The sequence below is a fragment of the Lederbergia galactosidilytica genome (assembly GCF_017873565.1).
Classification (GTDB): Bacteria; Bacillota; Bacilli; order Bacillales; family Bacillaceae_C; genus Lederbergia; species Lederbergia galactosidilytica.
The window spans coordinates 1-17,687 of record NZ_JAGGKH010000020.1 but is presented as its reverse complement, the minus strand read 5'-3'; the positions used below and the strand labels follow the sequence as shown (position 1 = coordinate 17,687).

General features: G+C 39.9%; 17 protein-coding genes and 1 riboswitch. All 17 genes read right to left on the bottom strand.

Features of this window, described 5'->3' with window-relative positions; all coding sequences use genetic code 11:
• Window positions 1-11: 11 nt before the first annotated feature.
• The 17 genes from J2Z23_RS17885 to thiM all read right to left on the bottom strand — a co-directional run bounded on the left by J2Z23_RS17885 (window position 12) and on the right by thiM (window position 17,562).
• Window positions 12-1,754, bottom strand: a complete 1,743-nt coding sequence (locus J2Z23_RS17885; protein ID WP_064468142.1) for an adenine deaminase C-terminal domain-containing protein — start codon at window positions 1,752-1,754, stop codon at window positions 12-14.
• A 472-nt stretch (window positions 1,755-2,226) separates the two neighbouring features.
• The gene (gene purD, locus J2Z23_RS17880; RefSeq protein ID WP_209974737.1) at window positions 2,227-3,501 is read right to left on the bottom strand and encodes a phosphoribosylamine--glycine ligase; all 1,275 of its coding nucleotides are present in this window, start codon (window positions 3,499-3,501) and stop codon (window positions 2,227-2,229) included.
• Between the two features lie 426 nt (window positions 3,502-3,927).
• Complete coding sequence (gene purH / locus J2Z23_RS17875; RefSeq protein WP_057985378.1) at window positions 3,928-5,460, bottom strand: bifunctional phosphoribosylaminoimidazolecarboxamide formyltransferase/IMP cyclohydrolase; 1,533 nt, start codon at window positions 5,458-5,460, stop codon at window positions 3,928-3,930.
• Complete coding sequence (gene purN / locus J2Z23_RS17870; RefSeq protein WP_057985376.1) at window positions 5,457-6,044, bottom strand: phosphoribosylglycinamide formyltransferase; 588 nt, start codon at window positions 6,042-6,044, stop codon at window positions 5,457-5,459. The genes purH and purN overlap by 4 nt, the downstream gene beginning before the upstream one ends.
• Entirely contained in the window at window positions 6,041-7,084 is a 1,044-nt protein-coding gene (purM, locus tag J2Z23_RS17865; RefSeq protein WP_209974735.1) for a phosphoribosylformylglycinamidine cyclo-ligase, read from the bottom strand. The genes purN and purM overlap by 4 nt, the downstream gene beginning before the upstream one ends.
• A gap of 56 nt (window positions 7,085-7,140) precedes the next feature.
• Window positions 7,141-8,565 carry an amidophosphoribosyltransferase gene (gene purF, locus J2Z23_RS17860; RefSeq protein WP_057985372.1) on the bottom strand — a complete coding sequence of 475 codons (1,425 nt, stop codon included), beginning with the start codon at window positions 8,563-8,565 and terminating at the stop codon, window positions 7,141-7,143.
• Complete coding sequence (gene purL / locus J2Z23_RS17855) at window positions 8,541-10,763, bottom strand: phosphoribosylformylglycinamidine synthase subunit PurL (protein WP_209974733.1); 2,223 nt, start codon at window positions 10,761-10,763, stop codon at window positions 8,541-8,543. Before purL ends, purF begins: the two co-directional genes overlap by 25 nt.
• A gap of 149 nt (window positions 10,764-10,912) precedes the next feature.
• Window positions 10,913-11,575, bottom strand: a complete 663-nt coding sequence (purQ, locus tag J2Z23_RS17850) for a phosphoribosylformylglycinamidine synthase subunit PurQ (protein ID WP_209974731.1) — start codon at window positions 11,573-11,575, stop codon at window positions 10,913-10,915.
• On the bottom strand, window positions 11,572-11,829 hold the full coding sequence (purS, locus tag J2Z23_RS17845; RefSeq protein WP_064468137.1) for a phosphoribosylformylglycinamidine synthase subunit PurS: 258 nt from the start codon (window positions 11,827-11,829) through the stop codon (window positions 11,572-11,574). Before purS ends, purQ begins: the two co-directional genes overlap by 4 nt.
• Before the next feature lie 86 nt (window positions 11,830-11,915).
• The gene (gene purK, locus J2Z23_RS17840; protein WP_082881326.1) at window positions 11,916-13,094 is read right to left on the bottom strand and encodes a 5-(carboxyamino)imidazole ribonucleotide synthase; all 1,179 of its coding nucleotides are present in this window, start codon (window positions 13,092-13,094) and stop codon (window positions 11,916-11,918) included.
• Window positions 13,081-13,569: a 5-(carboxyamino)imidazole ribonucleotide mutase gene (gene purE, locus J2Z23_RS17835; RefSeq protein WP_057985364.1), complete on the bottom strand. Its 489-nt coding sequence runs from the start codon at window positions 13,567-13,569 to the stop codon at window positions 13,081-13,083. Before purE ends, purK begins: the two co-directional genes overlap by 14 nt.
• Window positions 13,570-13,744: 175 nt before the next feature.
• Window positions 13,745-13,845: riboswitch (purine riboswitch) on the bottom strand.
• Between the two features lie 75 nt (window positions 13,846-13,920).
• The gene (locus J2Z23_RS17830; protein ID WP_057985362.1) at window positions 13,921-14,109 is read right to left on the bottom strand and encodes an NETI motif-containing protein; all 189 of its coding nucleotides are present in this window, start codon (window positions 14,107-14,109) and stop codon (window positions 13,921-13,923) included.
• Window positions 14,106-14,648 (bottom strand): DUF2179 domain-containing protein, encoded by a 543-nt coding sequence (locus J2Z23_RS17825; protein ID WP_209974730.1) that lies wholly within the window; start codon window positions 14,646-14,648, stop codon window positions 14,106-14,108. Before J2Z23_RS17825 ends, J2Z23_RS17830 begins: the two co-directional genes overlap by 4 nt.
• A 144-nt stretch (window positions 14,649-14,792) precedes the next feature.
• Window positions 14,793-15,293 carry an energy coupling factor transporter S component ThiW gene (thiW, locus tag J2Z23_RS17820; protein WP_209974728.1) on the bottom strand — a complete coding sequence of 167 codons (501 nt, stop codon included), beginning with the start codon at window positions 15,291-15,293 and terminating at the stop codon, window positions 14,793-14,795.
• On the bottom strand, window positions 15,280-15,954 hold the full coding sequence (gene thiE / locus J2Z23_RS17815) for a thiamine phosphate synthase (RefSeq protein ID WP_209974726.1): 675 nt from the start codon (window positions 15,952-15,954) through the stop codon (window positions 15,280-15,282). Before thiE ends, thiW begins: the two co-directional genes overlap by 14 nt.
• Entirely contained in the window at window positions 15,947-16,777 is an 831-nt protein-coding gene (gene thiD / locus J2Z23_RS17810; protein ID WP_128738553.1) for a bifunctional hydroxymethylpyrimidine kinase/phosphomethylpyrimidine kinase, read from the bottom strand. The genes thiE and thiD overlap by 8 nt, the downstream gene beginning before the upstream one ends.
• Window positions 16,778-16,806: 29 nt before the next feature.
• Window positions 16,807-17,562, bottom strand: a complete 756-nt coding sequence (gene thiM / locus J2Z23_RS17805; protein ID WP_064468133.1) for a hydroxyethylthiazole kinase — start codon at window positions 17,560-17,562, stop codon at window positions 16,807-16,809.
• Window positions 17,563-17,687 lie beyond the last annotated feature (125 nt).

Sequence of the window (17,687 nt, the reverse complement as noted above, 5' to 3'; positions counted from 1 at the left end):
CATTTACTATTTTAACGCATTAACGTTGGAAAAAGTACCTTTTTGTTCATCACATCATACAAACCACTTTGAGTAACCCTTATATATGGCAAATGAGTAGCTGAAAAAAATAGTAAAGAATAAATCGGATCTGTAAAAGGATACCCTCTCTCCATCAACAAATCTTTTAAAGTTTCCGTTTCTTGAGCTAGATCTTCAAGTCGTAGATCTGACATTAACCCAGCAAGAGAAAGTTTCATTTCAAAGATGATTTTACCATCTTCTGCTAACACGATCCCTCCGCCAATTTCTTTCATCTTGTTAAATGCAAGTAACATATCTTCTTTTCTTTTCCCAATCAAAATAATATCGCCGGTAGAAGAAAAAGACGAAACAAAGCCAGAAAGGGACTTTGCAAAACCTTTTATCATCGTATTAACCCGCCATTTCCCCTTCCGATCCACTAACATTAGATAACTTTCATCCTGATTTTCAGGTAAGGGATCAATCGCCAAATCAACCCGAATGGTGTACGGTTTAGTAATGACATTATTAATCATTTCTATACCAAAAGGCATTGAAAACTGCAAATCATCTTGCTTAAGCTCCCATTCTAACTGAAGGGGTTCCAAATCATATTGTGGCCAATAAATATTATGATCAAATACAACCTCTTTCCCTTCTTTGCGCACCCATTGCCCCTTAGCTAAAACAGATACAGGCGTTGGATTATACTCATTTGAAAGAAAATTAATATTCGCCACTCTTCCTGTTGCAATCTGCCCATGTTCAGAGGAAAGATTGAAATGGCGAGCAATATTATAAGAAGCCATATGATACGCATCCATGGCAGGTACATCATTTTCCAATGCGAGGCGAATAAGATAATCAGCCATCCCCTGTTTGTAAAAAGCTGGTGTTGCTCCATCTGTAGTCATCATCAATGAATCATATTGCGAGAGTCCTAGTTTTTTCATTTCTTGTAATAAGATAGGCAAGTCAGGCCTGATAGATGAATGGCGGAGTGATACTGCATAGCCATGGAGCAAACGTTCATATATCTCCTCCCCCGTCATCGCTTCATGATCACCATCTACACCAAAAAGTTTCATCTTAGCAAGCGTTTTTTCTGATGCTCCAGGAAAATGACCTTCCACTTTCTTTCCTAACCGTTTCGTTTCCTGGATCCAATAAAGCATTAAATCGTCACCATCAAGAAGTCGAGGCCAACCTGTTAATTCTCCCCCTTGAACTACAGACTTATGTTCAAGCCAAGCTTTTACATCCGTATTCGTGAAAACTAGTTCTTCATCACCCATAGCAGTTTGAGCATCGTACCGACTCCACCAATACATCGTTATTGGTGACCTATTCAATTGTTCCATTAGAGTAAACGCTTTCTTTTTATTTAAATGTAAGAAGAATAAAAGATTATCATTTATCAATGTTGTTGTACCTGTTTGTGCAGCAAAGCGAGATAACGTGTGTGGGTTATATAATTGGAACGGATGAACATGGGGTTCTATATAGCCGGGGACAAGCGTCCATTTAGAACAATCCACCACTTCACAATCCTTGAGTTTCTTTGGTAATTCTTTTCCTACATAAATAATTCGATCATGTAAAATCCATATATTCGCAACTACCCATTCATGTAATGTTGAATGTAAAAAACGGGCATTTTTTAGTAAAATTGAAGGAGAAACTTTTCCATCTAAAACAGATATTTGTTCACGTATTTGCTTATTTTTCCATCTAAATCTCTGTTCTAACATCCTAATCCTCCCATCCAATTGCCTTCATTTATAATGGGTGTTCAACAAGGAGCGAGCTAACTCTACTGATGGCAGACACGAGTAGATCCTATACAGCGAAAATTCAAGCCGACTGTTTCCAACAGCTAAAAACTGGGCCAATTAACTAGGAGGTGAGTTCGACATTGATACAGATCATGCCACTATTTGGTCAAAAGTCCTCCAGCTTGTCGTGTCGTGTTATCAGACTTTGTGAACATCCTCATAAGGTCATTCTAACATACTATAACCTGTAAAGATGCTATGATCTATCCATCAATCGTACATTTTTATAAATTGTAATATAGTAGTAAACGATTTGTAATGAATGATTATTCCCCTTCATTTCTTTCGTCATTTTCTTAGCTTATTTACGATATATGTAATCTCTTGAATATTAAAGTTTATTGCTTCAGCATAATAAAAATTTGGTCAAAAAAAGATGGACGGGTATTCACCCATCCACCTTTACTAAAGCTTTGTCTGCTATGTCCTTTCGATAAAAGAACTCGTCTTCAGTTATTTTAGACATTTCTGCATAAACCTGCTTTACAGCAGCTGGGATAGAGTCCGCTTTTGCTGACATTAGCAACACTCTGCCACCATTAGAATAATACGGACCCTCGCTACTAGGTAGGCTAGTCCCTGCATGATAAAGCGATACATTTGGATCCTCTATGATCATTTCAGGTAATGGAACCCCAGTTTTATACTTTGCTGGGTAGCCTTTAGCAGCTAATACCACACCGACTACTGCTGTATTGGACCAAACTAAATGGGGATCCGTCTCATCAAGCAGATCTAGCAAAAGTTGAACAAAATCGGTTTCCAATCTTTCTAAAACTACTTGGGTTTCCGGATCTCCGAAGCGAGTATTAAATTCAATGACTTTTGTGCCTTTATTTGTACGAATTAAGCCTGCATATAGAATCCCAGTAAAATGACGATTTTCTTGTACCATCGCCTTAGCGGTGGGAACGAGAATTTTTTCTACCGCTTCCTCAACTTCTATTGAAGAGATATGTGGAACAGGTGTATAGGCTCCCATTCCACCTGTATTGGGTCCTTGATCACCGTCAAAAGCTCGTTTATGATCTTGTGCGATGACCATTGGATAGACAGCTTCCCCATTCACGAAAGCCATTAAAGAATATTCTTCTCCATCTAAATATTCTTCAATGACAACTTTGGAAGAAGAATCTCCAAACTTCGAATCTATTAACATTTCTTCTAAAGCTTGAACGGCTTCATCTACCGTCATTGCCACGACGACACCTTTTCCTGCGGCAAGTCCATCTGCTTTAATAACAATCGGTGCTCCATTCTCATGGACATATGCTTTTGCATCTTCATAAGCAGTAAAAGTCTCGTACTTGGCCGTAGGAATTTTGTATTTCTTCATAAGATCCTTCGCAAAAGTCTTACTTCCCTCAAGAATAGCTGCATTTTTTCGCGGTCCGAATATTCTTAAGCCTTCAGCCTCAAATTCATCAACAATTCCAGCAGCTAACGGAACTTCTGGCCCCACAATCGTAAGGTCGATTTTTTCTTCTTTTGCAAATTGAATTAGACTTATAAAATCCGTTTCCTGAACGGGCACTAAAATGGCATCCGTACTTATACCACCATTTCCAGGAGCACAATACACTTTAGAAACAAGCCTACTCTCTTTTACCTTTTTGCATAAGGCATGCTCTCTACCGCCACTACCAACAACTAAAATCTTCAAGGCTTTCCACCCTCTCGTAGCTTCATTTTCACGTTTCGACTCCAAACTGCTAATAAACTTTCACTACCTGCTTATAATCAGCGTCTTCTCGCCTATTCGCTTATCGCTTTTATTTAAATTCAAAAGATTGAGACGGAATTGTATTCACCAAAGAAAAGAGCAATCATTGGCTTCGGCAATATATTCCGCAAAGGTATAGATTGTTCGTCTTTAGAATTCCTATGATACGTCAACATCGGTTCATCCCTCGCCGTGTTTAGGCCCGCAGGATGCGGGTCAGAACAGCGTTGCGATGTACAGGATGTACTAGTGCAGACGAAGCGACACGATGTCGCGGTTTGAGTCTGCCGCCAGGACGGCGCGAACTTAGCTCTTCTTCCCTACTTTAAATTTGTACGTCGCTGAACAGGCGATTCCGCTTTTCTTTTAATGTTTGAAATGTCTTACTCCAGTGAATACCATGGCGATTCCGTGTTTGTCAGCTTCTTTGATTGAGTCTTCATCGCGAATGGAGCCACCTGGCTGGATGATCGCTGTAATACCTGCTTTAGCCGCTTCTTCAACTGTATCTCCCATCGGGAAGAAGGCGTCAGATCCCATCACAGCTCCTGTTGCACGCTCTCCGGCTTGTTCTAGCGCAATTTTAGCAGCACCGACACGATTCATTTGTCCTGCACCAATTCCCAGTGTCATATCATCTCCAACTACGACGATGGCATTGGATTTGACATGTTTAACCACCTTCCACGCTAGTTTTAGGGCTGCCAATTCTTCAGCTGTAGGCTCTCTTTTTGTTGGAATAGAGATATTCCCGTCCGCAAATGTATAGGCATCTTGATCTTGAAGGAGCAATCCTCCCTCTACCGAAGTTAAAACCTTTTCTTCTTTGTTTCCCTCATCAAAAGGAATAGTTAAGAGACGAATATTCTTTTTCGCTTGTAATACGTCCAGCGCTTCTTGAGAAAAGGCGGGAGCAATGATAATTTCTAAAAATATTTCATGTAGCTTTGTAGCCGTTTCACGATCCACTTCACGATTCAAAGCAATGATTCCTCCGAAAATGGAAGTAGAATCTGCTTCATAAGCCTTTTTAAATGCTTCTGAAATAGAATTTCCAATCCCGATTCCACATGGATTCATATGTTTTACAGCCACTGCCGCTGGCTCCGTAAACTCCTTCACAATTTGCAAAGCAGCATCTGCATCACGAATATTGTTGTAAGAAAGTTCTTTACCATGTAATTGCGTCGCATTGGCAATCGAAAATTTTGACCCAAGTGGATGCTGATAAAAAGCAGCCTGTTGGTGCGGATTTTCTCCATATCGTAGGCTTTGTTTTAATTCATATGTAAATGTGACACGTTCTGGCTCTTCTTCCTCGGCTAATTGTGTCATGTATTCGGCAATGAGTGCATCATAAGCTGCGGTATGGCGAAAAACTTTAGCAGCCAATTTTCGTTTAAGTGAAGAGGAAACATTACCTTGCTCTTTTAATTCCTCTATAACCGCATCATAATCCGCCGCATCGACGACAACAGTCAGATCAGCATGGTTTTTCGCAGCTGCTCTTAGCATGGATGGGCCACCAATATCAATATTTTCAATTGCTTCTGCTGGTGTTACTTCTGGGTTTTCAATCGTTTTTTGAAAAGGATATAGATTAACGCAGACCAAATCAATTGGCTGGATTCCTTGCTCTTGCAATTGTTTCATATGATCCTCTGAATCTCTTTTTGCTAGCAATCCTCCATGAATTAAAGGATGCAGTGTCTTCACTCTTCCTTCTAAAATTTCTGGGAAACCTGTGATTTCCTCTACTCCCTTGACAGGAACTTGATTCTCTTCTAGTGTCTTTTTTGTTCCACCCGTAGACAAAACCTCAAATCCTAGCTCCACAAGTTCTTTTGTAAATTCAACAATTCCCGTTTTATCGGAAACACTAATCAAAGCTCGTTTCACTTATATTCCTCCTCGTATTCTCTCAAACACAACTTTTGCAAAGTTTGTGGGTAAAAAATATGTTCGACCTGATGAATTTTTCTTTCTACATCGAAAAGAGTATCGTCTTCACTAATTTCTACAGCCTCTTGAGCAATAATTGGACCTGTATCCATGCCTTCATCAACATAATGAATCGTGATTCCCGTTATTTTCACACCAGCCTGAACCGCTTGTTTGATCGCTTCTTTTCCCGGAAAGGCTGGAAGCAAGGAGGGATGAAGATTAATGATTTTATTAGGATATGCTTGTAATAAGGTAGGCCCTATTAATCTCATATAACCTGCAAGTACAATAAAATCCACTTTTGCCTCTTGAAGTTGTTCACATATGATTGATTCAAAAATTGCTTTTGATGCAAATTCTTTCGGACTAAATGTAAAAACTGGAATATTGGTCTTTTGAGCTTTCTCTATCACTGGTGCTTCTGGCTTATCACAAATTAACAAGGCAATCGTTGCTTGGAGATTTCCTTTTTGTATGGCATCAACAATCGCTTGAAAATTACTACCTGTTCCAGAGGCGAAGATGGCAATTCTCCTCATCTTTCTCTCTCCCTATCAACGAATTGGATACCCTCTTCTTTTGTAATAACTCCAATTTTATACGCCTTTTCTCCATGCTCAATAAACGTTTTTATTGCTTGATCTGCATCTTTCGCACTCACGGCAACAACAAAGCCGATTCCCATATTAAAAATATTGAACATTTCTTCTTGATCTAGCTCACCATATTTTTCTAATGTCTGAAAGATAGGTAAAATCGGCCATGAGCCATTGCGAATAACAGCTCCCAAACCATTAGGTAGCATGCGGGGAATGTTTTCAATGAAACCTCCACCTGTTATATGAGACATTCCTTTTATTTTAACTTTATTTAATGCTGCTAAAACGGATTGAACATATATCCGAGTTGGAATAAGCAACTCTTCTTCTAAGGTATGAGATAATCCGGGTAATTGAGCATTTAATGGAAGGGAATGCTTATCAAAGAATATTTTCCTTACAAGCGAATAACCATTACTGTGAATCCCACTGGATGCTAATCCAATTAATACATCCCCCTCTTGAATCGTATCTCCAGTGATAAATGCCGATTTCTCACAGGCTCCAACAGCAAAGCCAGCTAAATCGTATTCCTCTTCCTCGTATAGACCAGGCATTTCAGCTGTTTCCCCACCAATTAAGGCACAACCTGCTTGCTCACAGCCATCAGCAATTCCACTGACTATTTGCTCAATTTTTTCCGGAATATTTTTTCCTACCGCTAAATAATCGAGAAAATAAAGTGGCTCTGCCCCTTGTACGACGATATCATTCACACACATCGCAACACAATCCACTCCAATTGTGTCATGACGATCCATCATAAATGCTAATTTTAATTTAGTGCCGACACCATCTGTGCCTGAGACCAATACAGGTTCTTTAAGTTCCAGCTGAGATAAATCAAACACACCACCAAAACCACCAAGTTGGCCAAGCACACCTAATCGATTTGTCCGCTGAACATGCTTTTTCATTCTTTCAACCGCTTCATACCCGGCTTCAATATCTACGCCGGCTTGCTGGTAGGCATTTGTCATGTCATGTGCCCCCTTATTTTATTTTCGCACTATTTAAAGATTCCTAAGCCCTTACTTTAAGAGCGGCTCATTTCTTTTTCATATGGTAATAACGTGTCTGGATATATTTCCGTTGGATATTCCCCGGTAAAACAAGCTGTACACTGTCCACAATTCTTGCCATATCCCTTTCGGCCAATTGCCTCCAACATTCCTTCCACACTCAAGAAAGTTAAAGAATCGGCGCCAATAATATCACACATTTCATCTACACTATGAGCAGATGCCATTAATTCCTCATGTGAGGATACATCAATTCCATAAAAACAAGGGTGTTTCATCGGAGGGGAGCTGATACACACATGCACTTCAGTCGCCCCAGCTTCTTTTAACATTTTTACAATCCGTTTACTTGTTGTCCCGCGAACAATTGAATCATCAACCATGACAACCCTCTTTCCCTCTACAACCTTTCGGACAGGAGAAAGTTTCATCTTGACCCCTTGTTCCCGGAGTTCTTGAGAAGGTTTTATGAAGGTTCTGCCAACATAGCGGTTTTTAATTAAGCCAATTTCATAGGGAATGCCGGTTGTTTCTGCAAAGCCGATTGCAGCTGAGATACTGGAATCTGGAACACCAGTTACCACATCGGCATCAATATTAACCTCTTTAGCTAATACTTTCCCTAGATTTTTTCTTGCTGTATGAATGTTAATTCCCTGGATATCACTATCTGGTCTTGAAAAATAAACATACTCCATTGAACACATCGCACTAGAAGTGGACAAGGAAAAAGGTTCACTATAAAGTCCTTCATCATTGATAATGATTAATTCACCTGGTTCTACATCCCGGACAAATTCCGCTCCAATTAAATCAAAGGCACAGGTTTCTGATGAAACACAGTAGGCGTCACCTATTCGTCCGATCGACAATGGTCTTAGCCCATTTGGATCAAGCGCAATAATGAGCTCCTCCTCTGTTAAAAGGGCTAAAGCATAAGCACCTTTTACCATTGAAAGAGCATTTTTCACTTTATCCTTTGTTGCTAAATAGCCACTACGTTTAATTAAATGGGCAAGTACTTCCGTATCTGAAGTAGATTGGAAAATGCTTCCTTGCATTTCTAATTGATGTTTTAAGTCAAGTGCATTTATCAAATTGCCATTTTGCGCCAAGGCAAGACTTCCACTCGAAGAATGAAAGAGAAGGGGTTGGACGTTTTCCAGTCCTCCTTTATCTGCTCCTCCATATTTTACATGGCCAATTGCATTCTGTCCTGGCAAACTGGCAAGATTCGATTTATTGAAGACATCATTTACTAGTCCTTCTCCACGAATTCCTTTTAGGCTGTTTCCATCTGTCGCTACAATTCCTGCTCCTTCTTGTCCTCGATGTTGAAGACTGTGCAATCCATAATACGTGATTTGAACGGCGTCCGGATGTCCCCAAATTCCAAAAACACCACATTCTTCATTTAATCCTTTGATGTCAGCAAACATGGAATAGCTCCTCTCCAGGCATCTTCCAATATTTTCACTTCTGTTTGAATCAATGGTTGCTTATCAAGTTGAACTACAAACTCAGGTTGGTCTTTGACTTTTCCAATCAATTTAGCATCTTCGACAATCTCCTCAAATGCTGTCTGATCTGCCGCTTTGACAGAAACAATGAAACGTGATTGTGTTTCTGAGAAAAGAGCGGCAACAGGATGACCAGCTAGCTCCACCTCTGCTCCCAAATTAGTCCCAAACAGGGATTCAGCAATAGCTACTGCTGCTCCACCTTCTGAAATATCATGAGCGGAAGCAACTTTTCCGCTGCGAATGGCCGTTAATAACTGTTTCTGTCTTTTCACTTCTACGATTAGATCGATTTCAGGCGCTTTCCCGAAAAATTCCCCGTGTACAAGCTTTTGTAATTCACTTCCACCAAACTCTTCCTTTGTCTCACCAATTATATAAATCAGATCACCAGCGGATTGAAAGCTTTGTGTTGTCACATGCGCCAAGTCCTTTATTAGGCCGACCATTCCAATAATCGGTGTTGGATAAATCGCTTTTCCACCTTTTTCATTGAATAAAGAGACATTCCCACTGATCACGGGGCTATTTAAAGCAAGACAAGCTTCGCGAATACCTGCTGCTGATTTTTCAAGTTGCCAATAAATTTCCGGTTTTTCAGGACTACCAAAATTTAATCCATCTGTAATAGCTAATGGCTCCGCACCAGAGCAAACAACATTTCTAGCTGCTTCAGCTACAGCAATTTTTCCACCTGTTTCTGGATCCAAATAAATATATCGTGCATTACAATCTGTTGTAATCGCAATGGCCTTTTGTGTATTTTTAATGCGAACAACAGCGGCATCTGAGCCTGGCTTGACAATTGTTTGATTACCAACCTGTTGATCAAATTGACTATAGACCCATTCCTTACTAGCAATGGTTGGCTGCTGTAATAAGCTTTTAAGTGTTTCGGTATAATCTGATACTTCTGGAATCTCAGGAGACATTACTTGAAATTCACGGAAATATTCTGGTTCCTTAGATGGCTTGTGGTACACAGGAGCATCTTCTGCCAACGCGTCTGCCGGAACCTCTGCCACCACTTTTCCCTGATGGAACAAACGGAACATTTTATCATCTGTTACAACTCCACAAGCTACCGCTTCTAAATCATGACGAACAAAAAGATCTATTACTTCTTGTTCTCTGCCCTTTTTAACAACAAGGAGCATTCGTTCTTGTGACTCGGATAACATCATTTCATACGGTGTCATATTGGCTTCTCTTTGTGGAACAAGATCTAGATTCATTTCTAAACCCGATCCCGCTTTACTGGCCATTTCGGCTGCAGAGCTTGTAAGTCCAGCCGCTCCCATATCTTGGATGCCAATCAAGGCATCGGATTTCACTAGTTCCAAGCAAGCGTCCATAAGAAGTTTTTCGGTAAATGGATCTCCCGCTTGTACAGCTGCTCGTTCTTGTTCATCCGCATCCTCTGCCAATTCGGAAGATGAAAAGGTAGCCCCATGAATTCCATCTCGTCCTGTTGGGGATCCGGCATACATAACTGTATTTCCGACACCCTTCGCTTGCCCTTTTTGCATATCTTGATGATCAATTAGCCCAACGACCATGGCATTCACAAGCGGATTCGCCTCATAGGCGGAATCAAATTGGATTTCTCCCCCTACTGTAGGAACTCCAAGCTTATTTCCATAATCACCAATTCCTTCTACTGCTTTTTCAAGCAAGTACCGAACTCTCGGAGAATCCAACTCACCAAATCTTAAGGAATTTAACGATGCAATCGGTTTAGCTCCCATGGAAAACACGTCACGTATAATTCCCCCAACACCCGTGGCTGCTCCTTCATAAGGCTCAACCGCGGAAGGGGAATTATGACTTTCAATTTTGAACACGACTGCTTGGTTATCACCTATATCTACAATCCCAGCTCCTTCTCCAGGCCCCTGTAAAACTTGAGCACCTTCAGTTGGGAATGTTTTTAAAATTGCTTTTGAATTTTTATAACTACAATGTTCAGACCACATCACAGAAAACAAACCTGTTTCTGTATAGTTTGGCGTTCGTCCTAACATTTTTTCCGCTAAAACAAACTCTTCATCAGTCATACCCATTTCACGATAAATTTGCTTTTCTTTAATTTGTGCTGGTGTTGGTTCATGCGTCATGTGATTGCCTCCCATTTAACATTGTTATTGCTCTGAATTACAAGATGATTCGTATCGTCTAACCTTAGCTAATTTGCCCACTTTGCAATTTGCTTTCATTAAGGGATGGCGAAAGAGACCTCAGAAGATTTCTTGATCATCCCTTACGCTTATGCTTTTATTTTCAGCGCTTGGAACAGTTTGATTCCATCTACACTACCTAAGATTTCCTCTACTGCTCGCTCGGGGTGTGGCATCATCCCAACAACATTACCAGCTTGGTTGGAAATACCTGCAATGGACTCTGTACTACCATTTGGATTTTCCTCAGCGTAGGTAAAAATGATTTGACGATTGTCTTTTAATGATTGTAATGTTTCTGAATCACAATGATAACGGCCATATCCATGAGCGATTGGGATAGATATCTTTTCATTTTGCTCATAATTCTTTGACCATAAAGTTTCATTATTCTGAACAACTAGTTTCATAGGTACACATTTAAATTTCAGTCGGTCATTTTTTAATAAAACACCTGGTAGTAATCCCGCTTCTGTGAGAATCTGGAAGCCATTCCCTATACCAAGCACTGGTTTACCTGCCTCTACCGTTCTCTTTATCGCACTCATTACAGGCTGTAGGGCAGCAATCGCTCCTGGTCGTATCGCATCCCCGTATGAGGCACCACCTGGAAGCAAAATGGCATCATAATCATCTAAATTCGCTTCATTTTCACGGACGTAAACTGCTTCTAATTTCAACTGATTAGAACAGACAGTATACATTTCCTCTCCACAGCTTGTTCCTGGAAAAACAACGATAGCAACTTTCACTGAGCTGCAACCTCCTCGATTTCAAAACTATAGTCTTCCACTTCTTGGTTTACAAGGAGCTTTTTACAAATATCATCTATTGTCGCAGAAAGATCTCCATCTATTTCTTCCACTTGTAATTCAATCAATTTTCCTACCCTTACTTCTTTTATAGAGGTATATCCCATTTTTTGGATTGCCTTTGTTGCTGCAGCTCCTTGAGGATCGATAACACTTTCTTTCAGAGTGACAAATACTTTTACTTTATAAGCCATTTTAAATCTCTCCTTTTATTTGGAAGAATATGAATCTATTTTCATCAATGGAAATTCGAAATGTTTGGTTTTTTGACCAGTTAGCGCTAGATCATTTTTCCGCTTGTTTGCAATAGAGTTTCTCTCTCATCCGCTTCTGACCATATGTTTGTCGATTTTAGCTCTTGGCTGGTCTCTTTGATATTATCTGTTAACACTGTTATATGGCCCATTTTCCGATTAAGTTTTGCTTCTTCTTTTCCATACAAATGGACTGACCAACTTGATCTTTTAGGGATTTCTTCTATAAGTGGTTGAACATGTTGCCCTAAAATATTAATCATAATCGCTGGACACAGCAGTTGAATTTTCTGTAAAGGCCAACCACAAATCGCTCTTATATGCTGACCAAATTGAGAAATATTGCAAGCTTCAATCGTATAATGCCCAGAATTATGCGGTCTTGGTGCTAACTCATTCACAAAGATGTCTTGTTTATCCGTTAAAAATAATTCAACGGCTAATGTTCCAACCAAATCTAGGTGATCAGCAATTTGCTTTGCCATTTGATGAACCTTTTCTTCAATCTCTCCAGAAATTCTTGCCGGTGCAATGGTCTTATGGAGAATATTTTGAATATGAAGGTTCTCCCCTATTGGAAAACATGTCAGCTCATTCGTTACTCCTTTTGTTATTACAACTGAGATTTCTTTTTCAAAGGGAACCCATGCCTCCAACACACATGGCCCATGTTCTAGTAATTCTGCTGCTTTTTCTATTTCTTCTTTTGTTTTTATAACGAATTGGCCTTTGCCATCATAGCCACCACGGGCTGTTTTTAGAACGGCTGGATAGCCGATCGTTTGAATCCCTTGTTCAAGATCTATCCTCTCGCGGATAACGAGATAAGGAGCGACATTTACTCCTGCTTCTGTTAAAGCCTGCTTCTCTAAAATTCGATCTTGAGTAATTTTAATTAATTCTGCTCCTTGCGGAATATATGCTTTCTCGGAAAGCCATTTTAAAGATTGATAATCAATATTTTCAAATTCATAAGTAATGACATCACTTTTTCGCGCGAGTTCGGATAAAGCATTTCGATCATGATAGGATGCTACAATCTCTTCATCTGCTACTTGACCGGCAGGCGATTGTTTAGAGGGTTCTAGAACAATTACTTTAAAACCAGCTTCTTTCGCTGATAATGCCATCATTCTTCCTAATTGACCACCACCGATAATTCCAATGGTCTGCCCTGGTTTAATAAATGAACTAGACAAGCTGATCACTGCTTTCTAAAACTTTTTCTTTTAAAGTTTCTCTTCTTTCAATTAGACGCTGTTGAATTGTTTCACATTCAGCCCCTAAAATTTGTGCTGCCAACAGGCCGGCATTGATTGCCCCTGCTTTTCCAATCGCAACTGTTGCAACTGGTACTCCTCCAGGCATTTGCACAATCGATAGTAGAGAATCCATTCCTTTTAAAGCTTTGGATTCTACCGGCACTCCAATAACTGGTAATACCGTTTTCGCTGCGAGCATTCCTGGCAGATGTGCTGCTCCACCCGCACCCGCAATGATCACCTTTATCCCTCTTTCAATCGCTGTTTCCGCATATTCAAACATATAATCAGGTGTTCTATGTGCCGAAACAACTCTCTTTTCATAGGGGATACCGATCTCATCTAAGACTGTACAAGCATGTTTCATTGTTTCCCAATCAGATGTACTTCCCATCACAATTCCTATCTTCACATCCATGTTGATCCCTCCATCTTTTTCTAAAGGACTGTACAGTACGTACTAGCACCGCCTGATGTGACGCTTTACTCGATAAGCGTGTAGAACGAAATTTTTCCCTTGAAATACAAATAGGATAGTCCGCATTCTATGATAGAAAGCAGACTATCCGGGAGTAAAAAGATATGTATATTCTCCCCAAGTTCCACTTCCTCATAGTCTGATCATTTACGGTGATCAGGTAGAAACTTATGGGCCATATCCCCATTATATATGAGGCCTTTCTTGTTAAGTTCATCTTAACAAATCCAAGAAGAGAATGTCAAACTAAAATCGAACATTTTATAATTAACTTTATTTATCGTTCGTGTTTTACTTAGTCTTTACTCCTTTAAAAACAATTTTTCTTAAATGCGGAACATATTCAACTTTTCCATTACGTTTTTCTTCCTTAAAAATCGGCTTTTCGCTTCTTTTAATAGGGGTATAGCCCTCTTTTTCCATTCTTTGCAAACATTCTTCAATACTCTCATTTTCCAATACTTCGAAATCCTTCTTCATCGATGTAATCTACCTTTCCTTACTGCTTTTACCCAAAATCCACCATAAATTGTTTTCGGTTCGTATGCAATGATAAAAGCCTTTGAATCTAACTCTTTTATCGTTTGATATAATTTTAATTCCATTTTACGTGGTGTCAATACTTGTAGAGCCATTCGGTCTCCTTCCAGCCCTTGTGCTGCCCAACTTGTTACACCATAACCTGCGTCCCGTAATTGTTTTGGTAAATCACGGTCATATTCTTTTGTGATTACATTGACTGTAATATAACCGAGTGCCATTTTCTCCTCTATCTTTGTTCCGACTAACACCCCAAGCCCATAGCCGACTGCATAAGCAATCAGATTTTGAATTTCATTTAAATTATCCAATACTAAACCTAAACCAACAACATAAATAACAACTTCAACCATGCTGATCAACGCAGCCATATAACGATAGCCTTTTAAAGTTAAAATCATTCTAATTGTAAAAAAAGAAACATATACGATATTTATGACTAAAATAATGATGACCATGATAAACCCATTTTGAAGCATAACTTACCTCCATCTAAGATTTGCTCTCATTATAACATTGTCATTCCCCATACCTATCTATATACATTTACCCGTTTCGAGAGGAAACATTCTAAAGCATGAAGAAAACCTATCCCATAATCTTTATTAGGAATAGGTTTTATATTATACCAAGAGCTGGTTGATTCTTTTTATAACACCATTTCTTTGCAAACGTGCAGCTAAAATAATGCCAATCAACATTCCACTGCCACTAGAAATAAAGAAAGAGGGAAAGAAAAAGAAAGCTGTTGTTGTTGTTCCCATTAAAATTTTTGCATAGGGGACAGCTAAGAGAGAAGCGATTAATCCAGTGCCAACTAATTCTCCCATCCCAGCTAGCCAAATCTTTCCAAATTTTTTATACAGTAGGCCTGCAAGACAAGCACCGATTATCCCACCTGGAAAAGCTAGTAAAGAACCTGTACCCGTTAGAATCCGGATCAGCGCTGTTAAAAAGGCTACGATAGCAGCTCCGGCTGGACCTAGAGTAACAGCAGCCACAACATTGACTGCATGTTGAATCGGATAAGCCCGTGCAATTCCAGTAGGAAATGAGATGAAAATTGATCCAGCAACAGCAATTGCTACAAACATTGTCATCACAATCATTTTACGGGTGTTCACTTAGTGGACTCTCCCTTTCCAAAATACGGTCAATCTTTGCTCGTAATTGCCTTGCTTGATGTTGTGGATTTTCCGCTGAAGCAATCGCTGAAATTAAAGCAACACCAGCACCTCCAGCCTTAAACACTGGTGCTAGATTTTCTTTTGTGAGACCGCCAATCCCCACTATCGGTAGATAAGGATATTGGAATGCAACTTGTTCCATTACCTTCGTTCCAGCCGGAGTTCTTGCATCCTCTTTGGATGAAGTTGCATAGACAGGTCCAACTCCAACATAATCAGCACCAGCCTTCTGCGCTAAAAAAGCTTCTTCCTCATTATGTACGGAAACACCTAAGATTTTATCTTTGCCTATTTTCTCTCGCACTTGTGATGCGATTTCGTCATCTTGGCCAATATGAACTCCATCCGCATTAAGAGCTAGCGCTAAATCAACATCATCATTTACAATAAAGGGTACTTTGTATGTTCGACAGAGCTTCATACATTTTTCAGCGAACAGAAACTTTTCCTGCCCTTGTTTCGATGCTACGCCTTTTTCCCGAAATTGAAAGCAAGTGATTCCCCCTTGTAAGGCTAATTCTAATACTTCTATAGGATCATTTTGTTTCGTATTCATGCTTCCCATAATGAAATACAGTCGCAGGATATTATTAATCAAGCAAAACCACTTCCTTTATGCTTCCTTTGTAAGATTGGTATGCCCAATGGTTTGTTGGTCCATGGCCATTCCCAAGATGTAAGCCTTCTTTAATAGCAACATGAATATAATCTTTGGCAATCATAACCGCTTCCTCCATACTTTTTCCCTTTGCCATCGATGCCGTAATAGCCGCTGAAAAAGTACAACCAGTTCCATGTGTATCTTTTGTATGAATCCGCTCAGATCTTAATTTAAATTTTCTTCCATTTGATGACATAAATAGATCTTCCGCAAAATCTTGATTGTCTAAATGACCTCCCTTCATTACCACAGCATCTACCCCAGTTTCTAATAAAATTTCGGCTGCTCGCTCAATATCGTGAGCTGTCGTAATTTTCATTCCAGCTAGTAACTCGGCTTCAGGAATATTGGGTGTAATAATAGAAGCTAATGGTAAAAGCTCTTCTTTCAAGGCTTGGATAGCTTCATTTTGTAAAAGGGAAGCACCTCCCTTTGCGATCATCACCGGGTCAATAATTAGAGCTTGTGCTTGATAATGCTTTAATGTATGAACAACCTTACGAATAATGTCGACTGAGAATAACATGCCCGTCTTTATAGCTGTTACGGGAAAATCATCCATAACTGCACAAATTTGTTTCTCCACTTCCGAAGCTTTCAGTGGATACACTCCGTGAACACCAAGCGTATTTTGAGCCGTAACTGCCGTCAAAGCAGAAGTTCCATATACCCCAAGTTCTTGAAATGTCTTAAGATCTGCCTGAATTCCCGCTCCCCCACCACTATCAGATCCAGCAATTGTTAATGCTACAAATGTCATTTGAATTTTCCCCTTTCAAGATTACTAGATTACCACTCACGATGGAGCTCATCTAAAATGTATGCAGCAAAATGGCCGGGTTGCTCCGATTTTTCTGCAGCCCTCTCCCCTGCTTTCTTATAGAAAGATAAAGCTTCATACGTTGCAGCAAAGTTCTCTCCACTACATACGGACAGATACGCACCGACAATCGCACTTAATAAACAACCCGATCCTGTGATTTTAGACATGAGTCGATGACCACCGGAGATTTCCTTTACTTCTATTCCATCACTCACGATATCTGTCACACCTGTCACAGCCACTATGCAATTGAAACGTTTGGCTGTTTCCATAGCCATTTTCTGTAAATCCATCTCACCTTCACCAGCATCCACACCACGTGCATGCCATTTAACACCTGCAATTGTCGCTAATTCACCAGCATTACAGCGAATAAGTGAAATTTTCACCTCTTCTAAAATTCGCAAGACAGTTGCTTTTCGAAACTGGGTCGCTCCTGCACCTACAGGATCAAGAACAACAGGTACATTATGCTCGTTAGCACTTTTTCCCGCAATTATCATTGCCTCAATTGTTTCTTTATTTAATGTCCCTATATTTAAGACCGTACAATTCGCTGCTGCAGCTATTTCAGCAGCTTCCTCTACTGCATCAGCCATAACTGGAGATGCTCCCAAAGCTAATAATCCATTCGCCTGAAAATTAGCTACAACAATATTGGTGATGCAATGCACTAAAGGTGTTTTGGCTCTTACTCTTTGCAGAAAATATTGCTCCTTCATCCTCAATCCCCCTTAATCTCCACTTTATTTAAAATCGAGTAGGAGGCTAATCATTAATTGATTAGCCGACCTCTCACACCACCGTACATACGGTTCTCGTATACGGCGGTTCAATAACTTAAGTA

Bases quoted from the DNA above. Each gene is read 5' to 3' on its own strand.
- thiD (WP_128738553.1), bottom strand. From the start codon at position 16,777: ATGACATTTGTAGCATTAACAATTGCTGGATCTGATAGTGGTGGGGGA.
- purE (WP_057985364.1), bottom strand. From the start codon at position 13,569: ATGGATGTGAAGATAGGAATTGTGATGGGAAGTACATCTGATTGGGAA.
- purL (WP_209974733.1), bottom strand. From the start codon at position 10,763: ATGACGCATGAACCAACACCAGCACAAATTAAAGAAAAGCAAATTTAT.
- J2Z23_RS17885 (WP_064468142.1), bottom strand. From the start codon at position 1,754: ATGTTAGAACAGAGATTTAGATGGAAAAATAAGCAAATACGTGAACAA.
- purF (WP_057985372.1), bottom strand. From the start codon at position 8,565: ATGTTTGCTGACATCAAAGGATTAAATGAAGAATGTGGTGTTTTTGGA.
- thiM (WP_064468133.1), bottom strand. From the start codon at position 17,562: ATGAAGGAGCAATATTTTCTGCAAAGAGTAAGAGCCAAAACACCTTTA.
- J2Z23_RS17825 (WP_209974730.1), bottom strand. From the start codon at position 14,648: ATGCTTCAAAATGGGTTTATCATGGTCATCATTATTTTAGTCATAAAT.
- purS (WP_064468137.1), bottom strand. From the start codon at position 11,829: ATGGCTTATAAAGTAAAAGTATTTGTCACTCTGAAAGAAAGTGTTATC.
- purM (WP_209974735.1), bottom strand. From the start codon at position 7,084: ATGACAAATGCCTACCAGCAAGCCGGCGTAGATATTGAAGCCGGGTAT.
- purN (WP_057985376.1), bottom strand. From the start codon at position 6,044: ATGAGGAGAATTGCCATCTTCGCCTCTGGAACAGGTAGTAATTTTCAA.
- J2Z23_RS17830 (WP_057985362.1), bottom strand. From the start codon at position 14,109: ATGAAGAAGGATTTCGAAGTATTGGAAAATGAGAGTATTGAAGAATGT.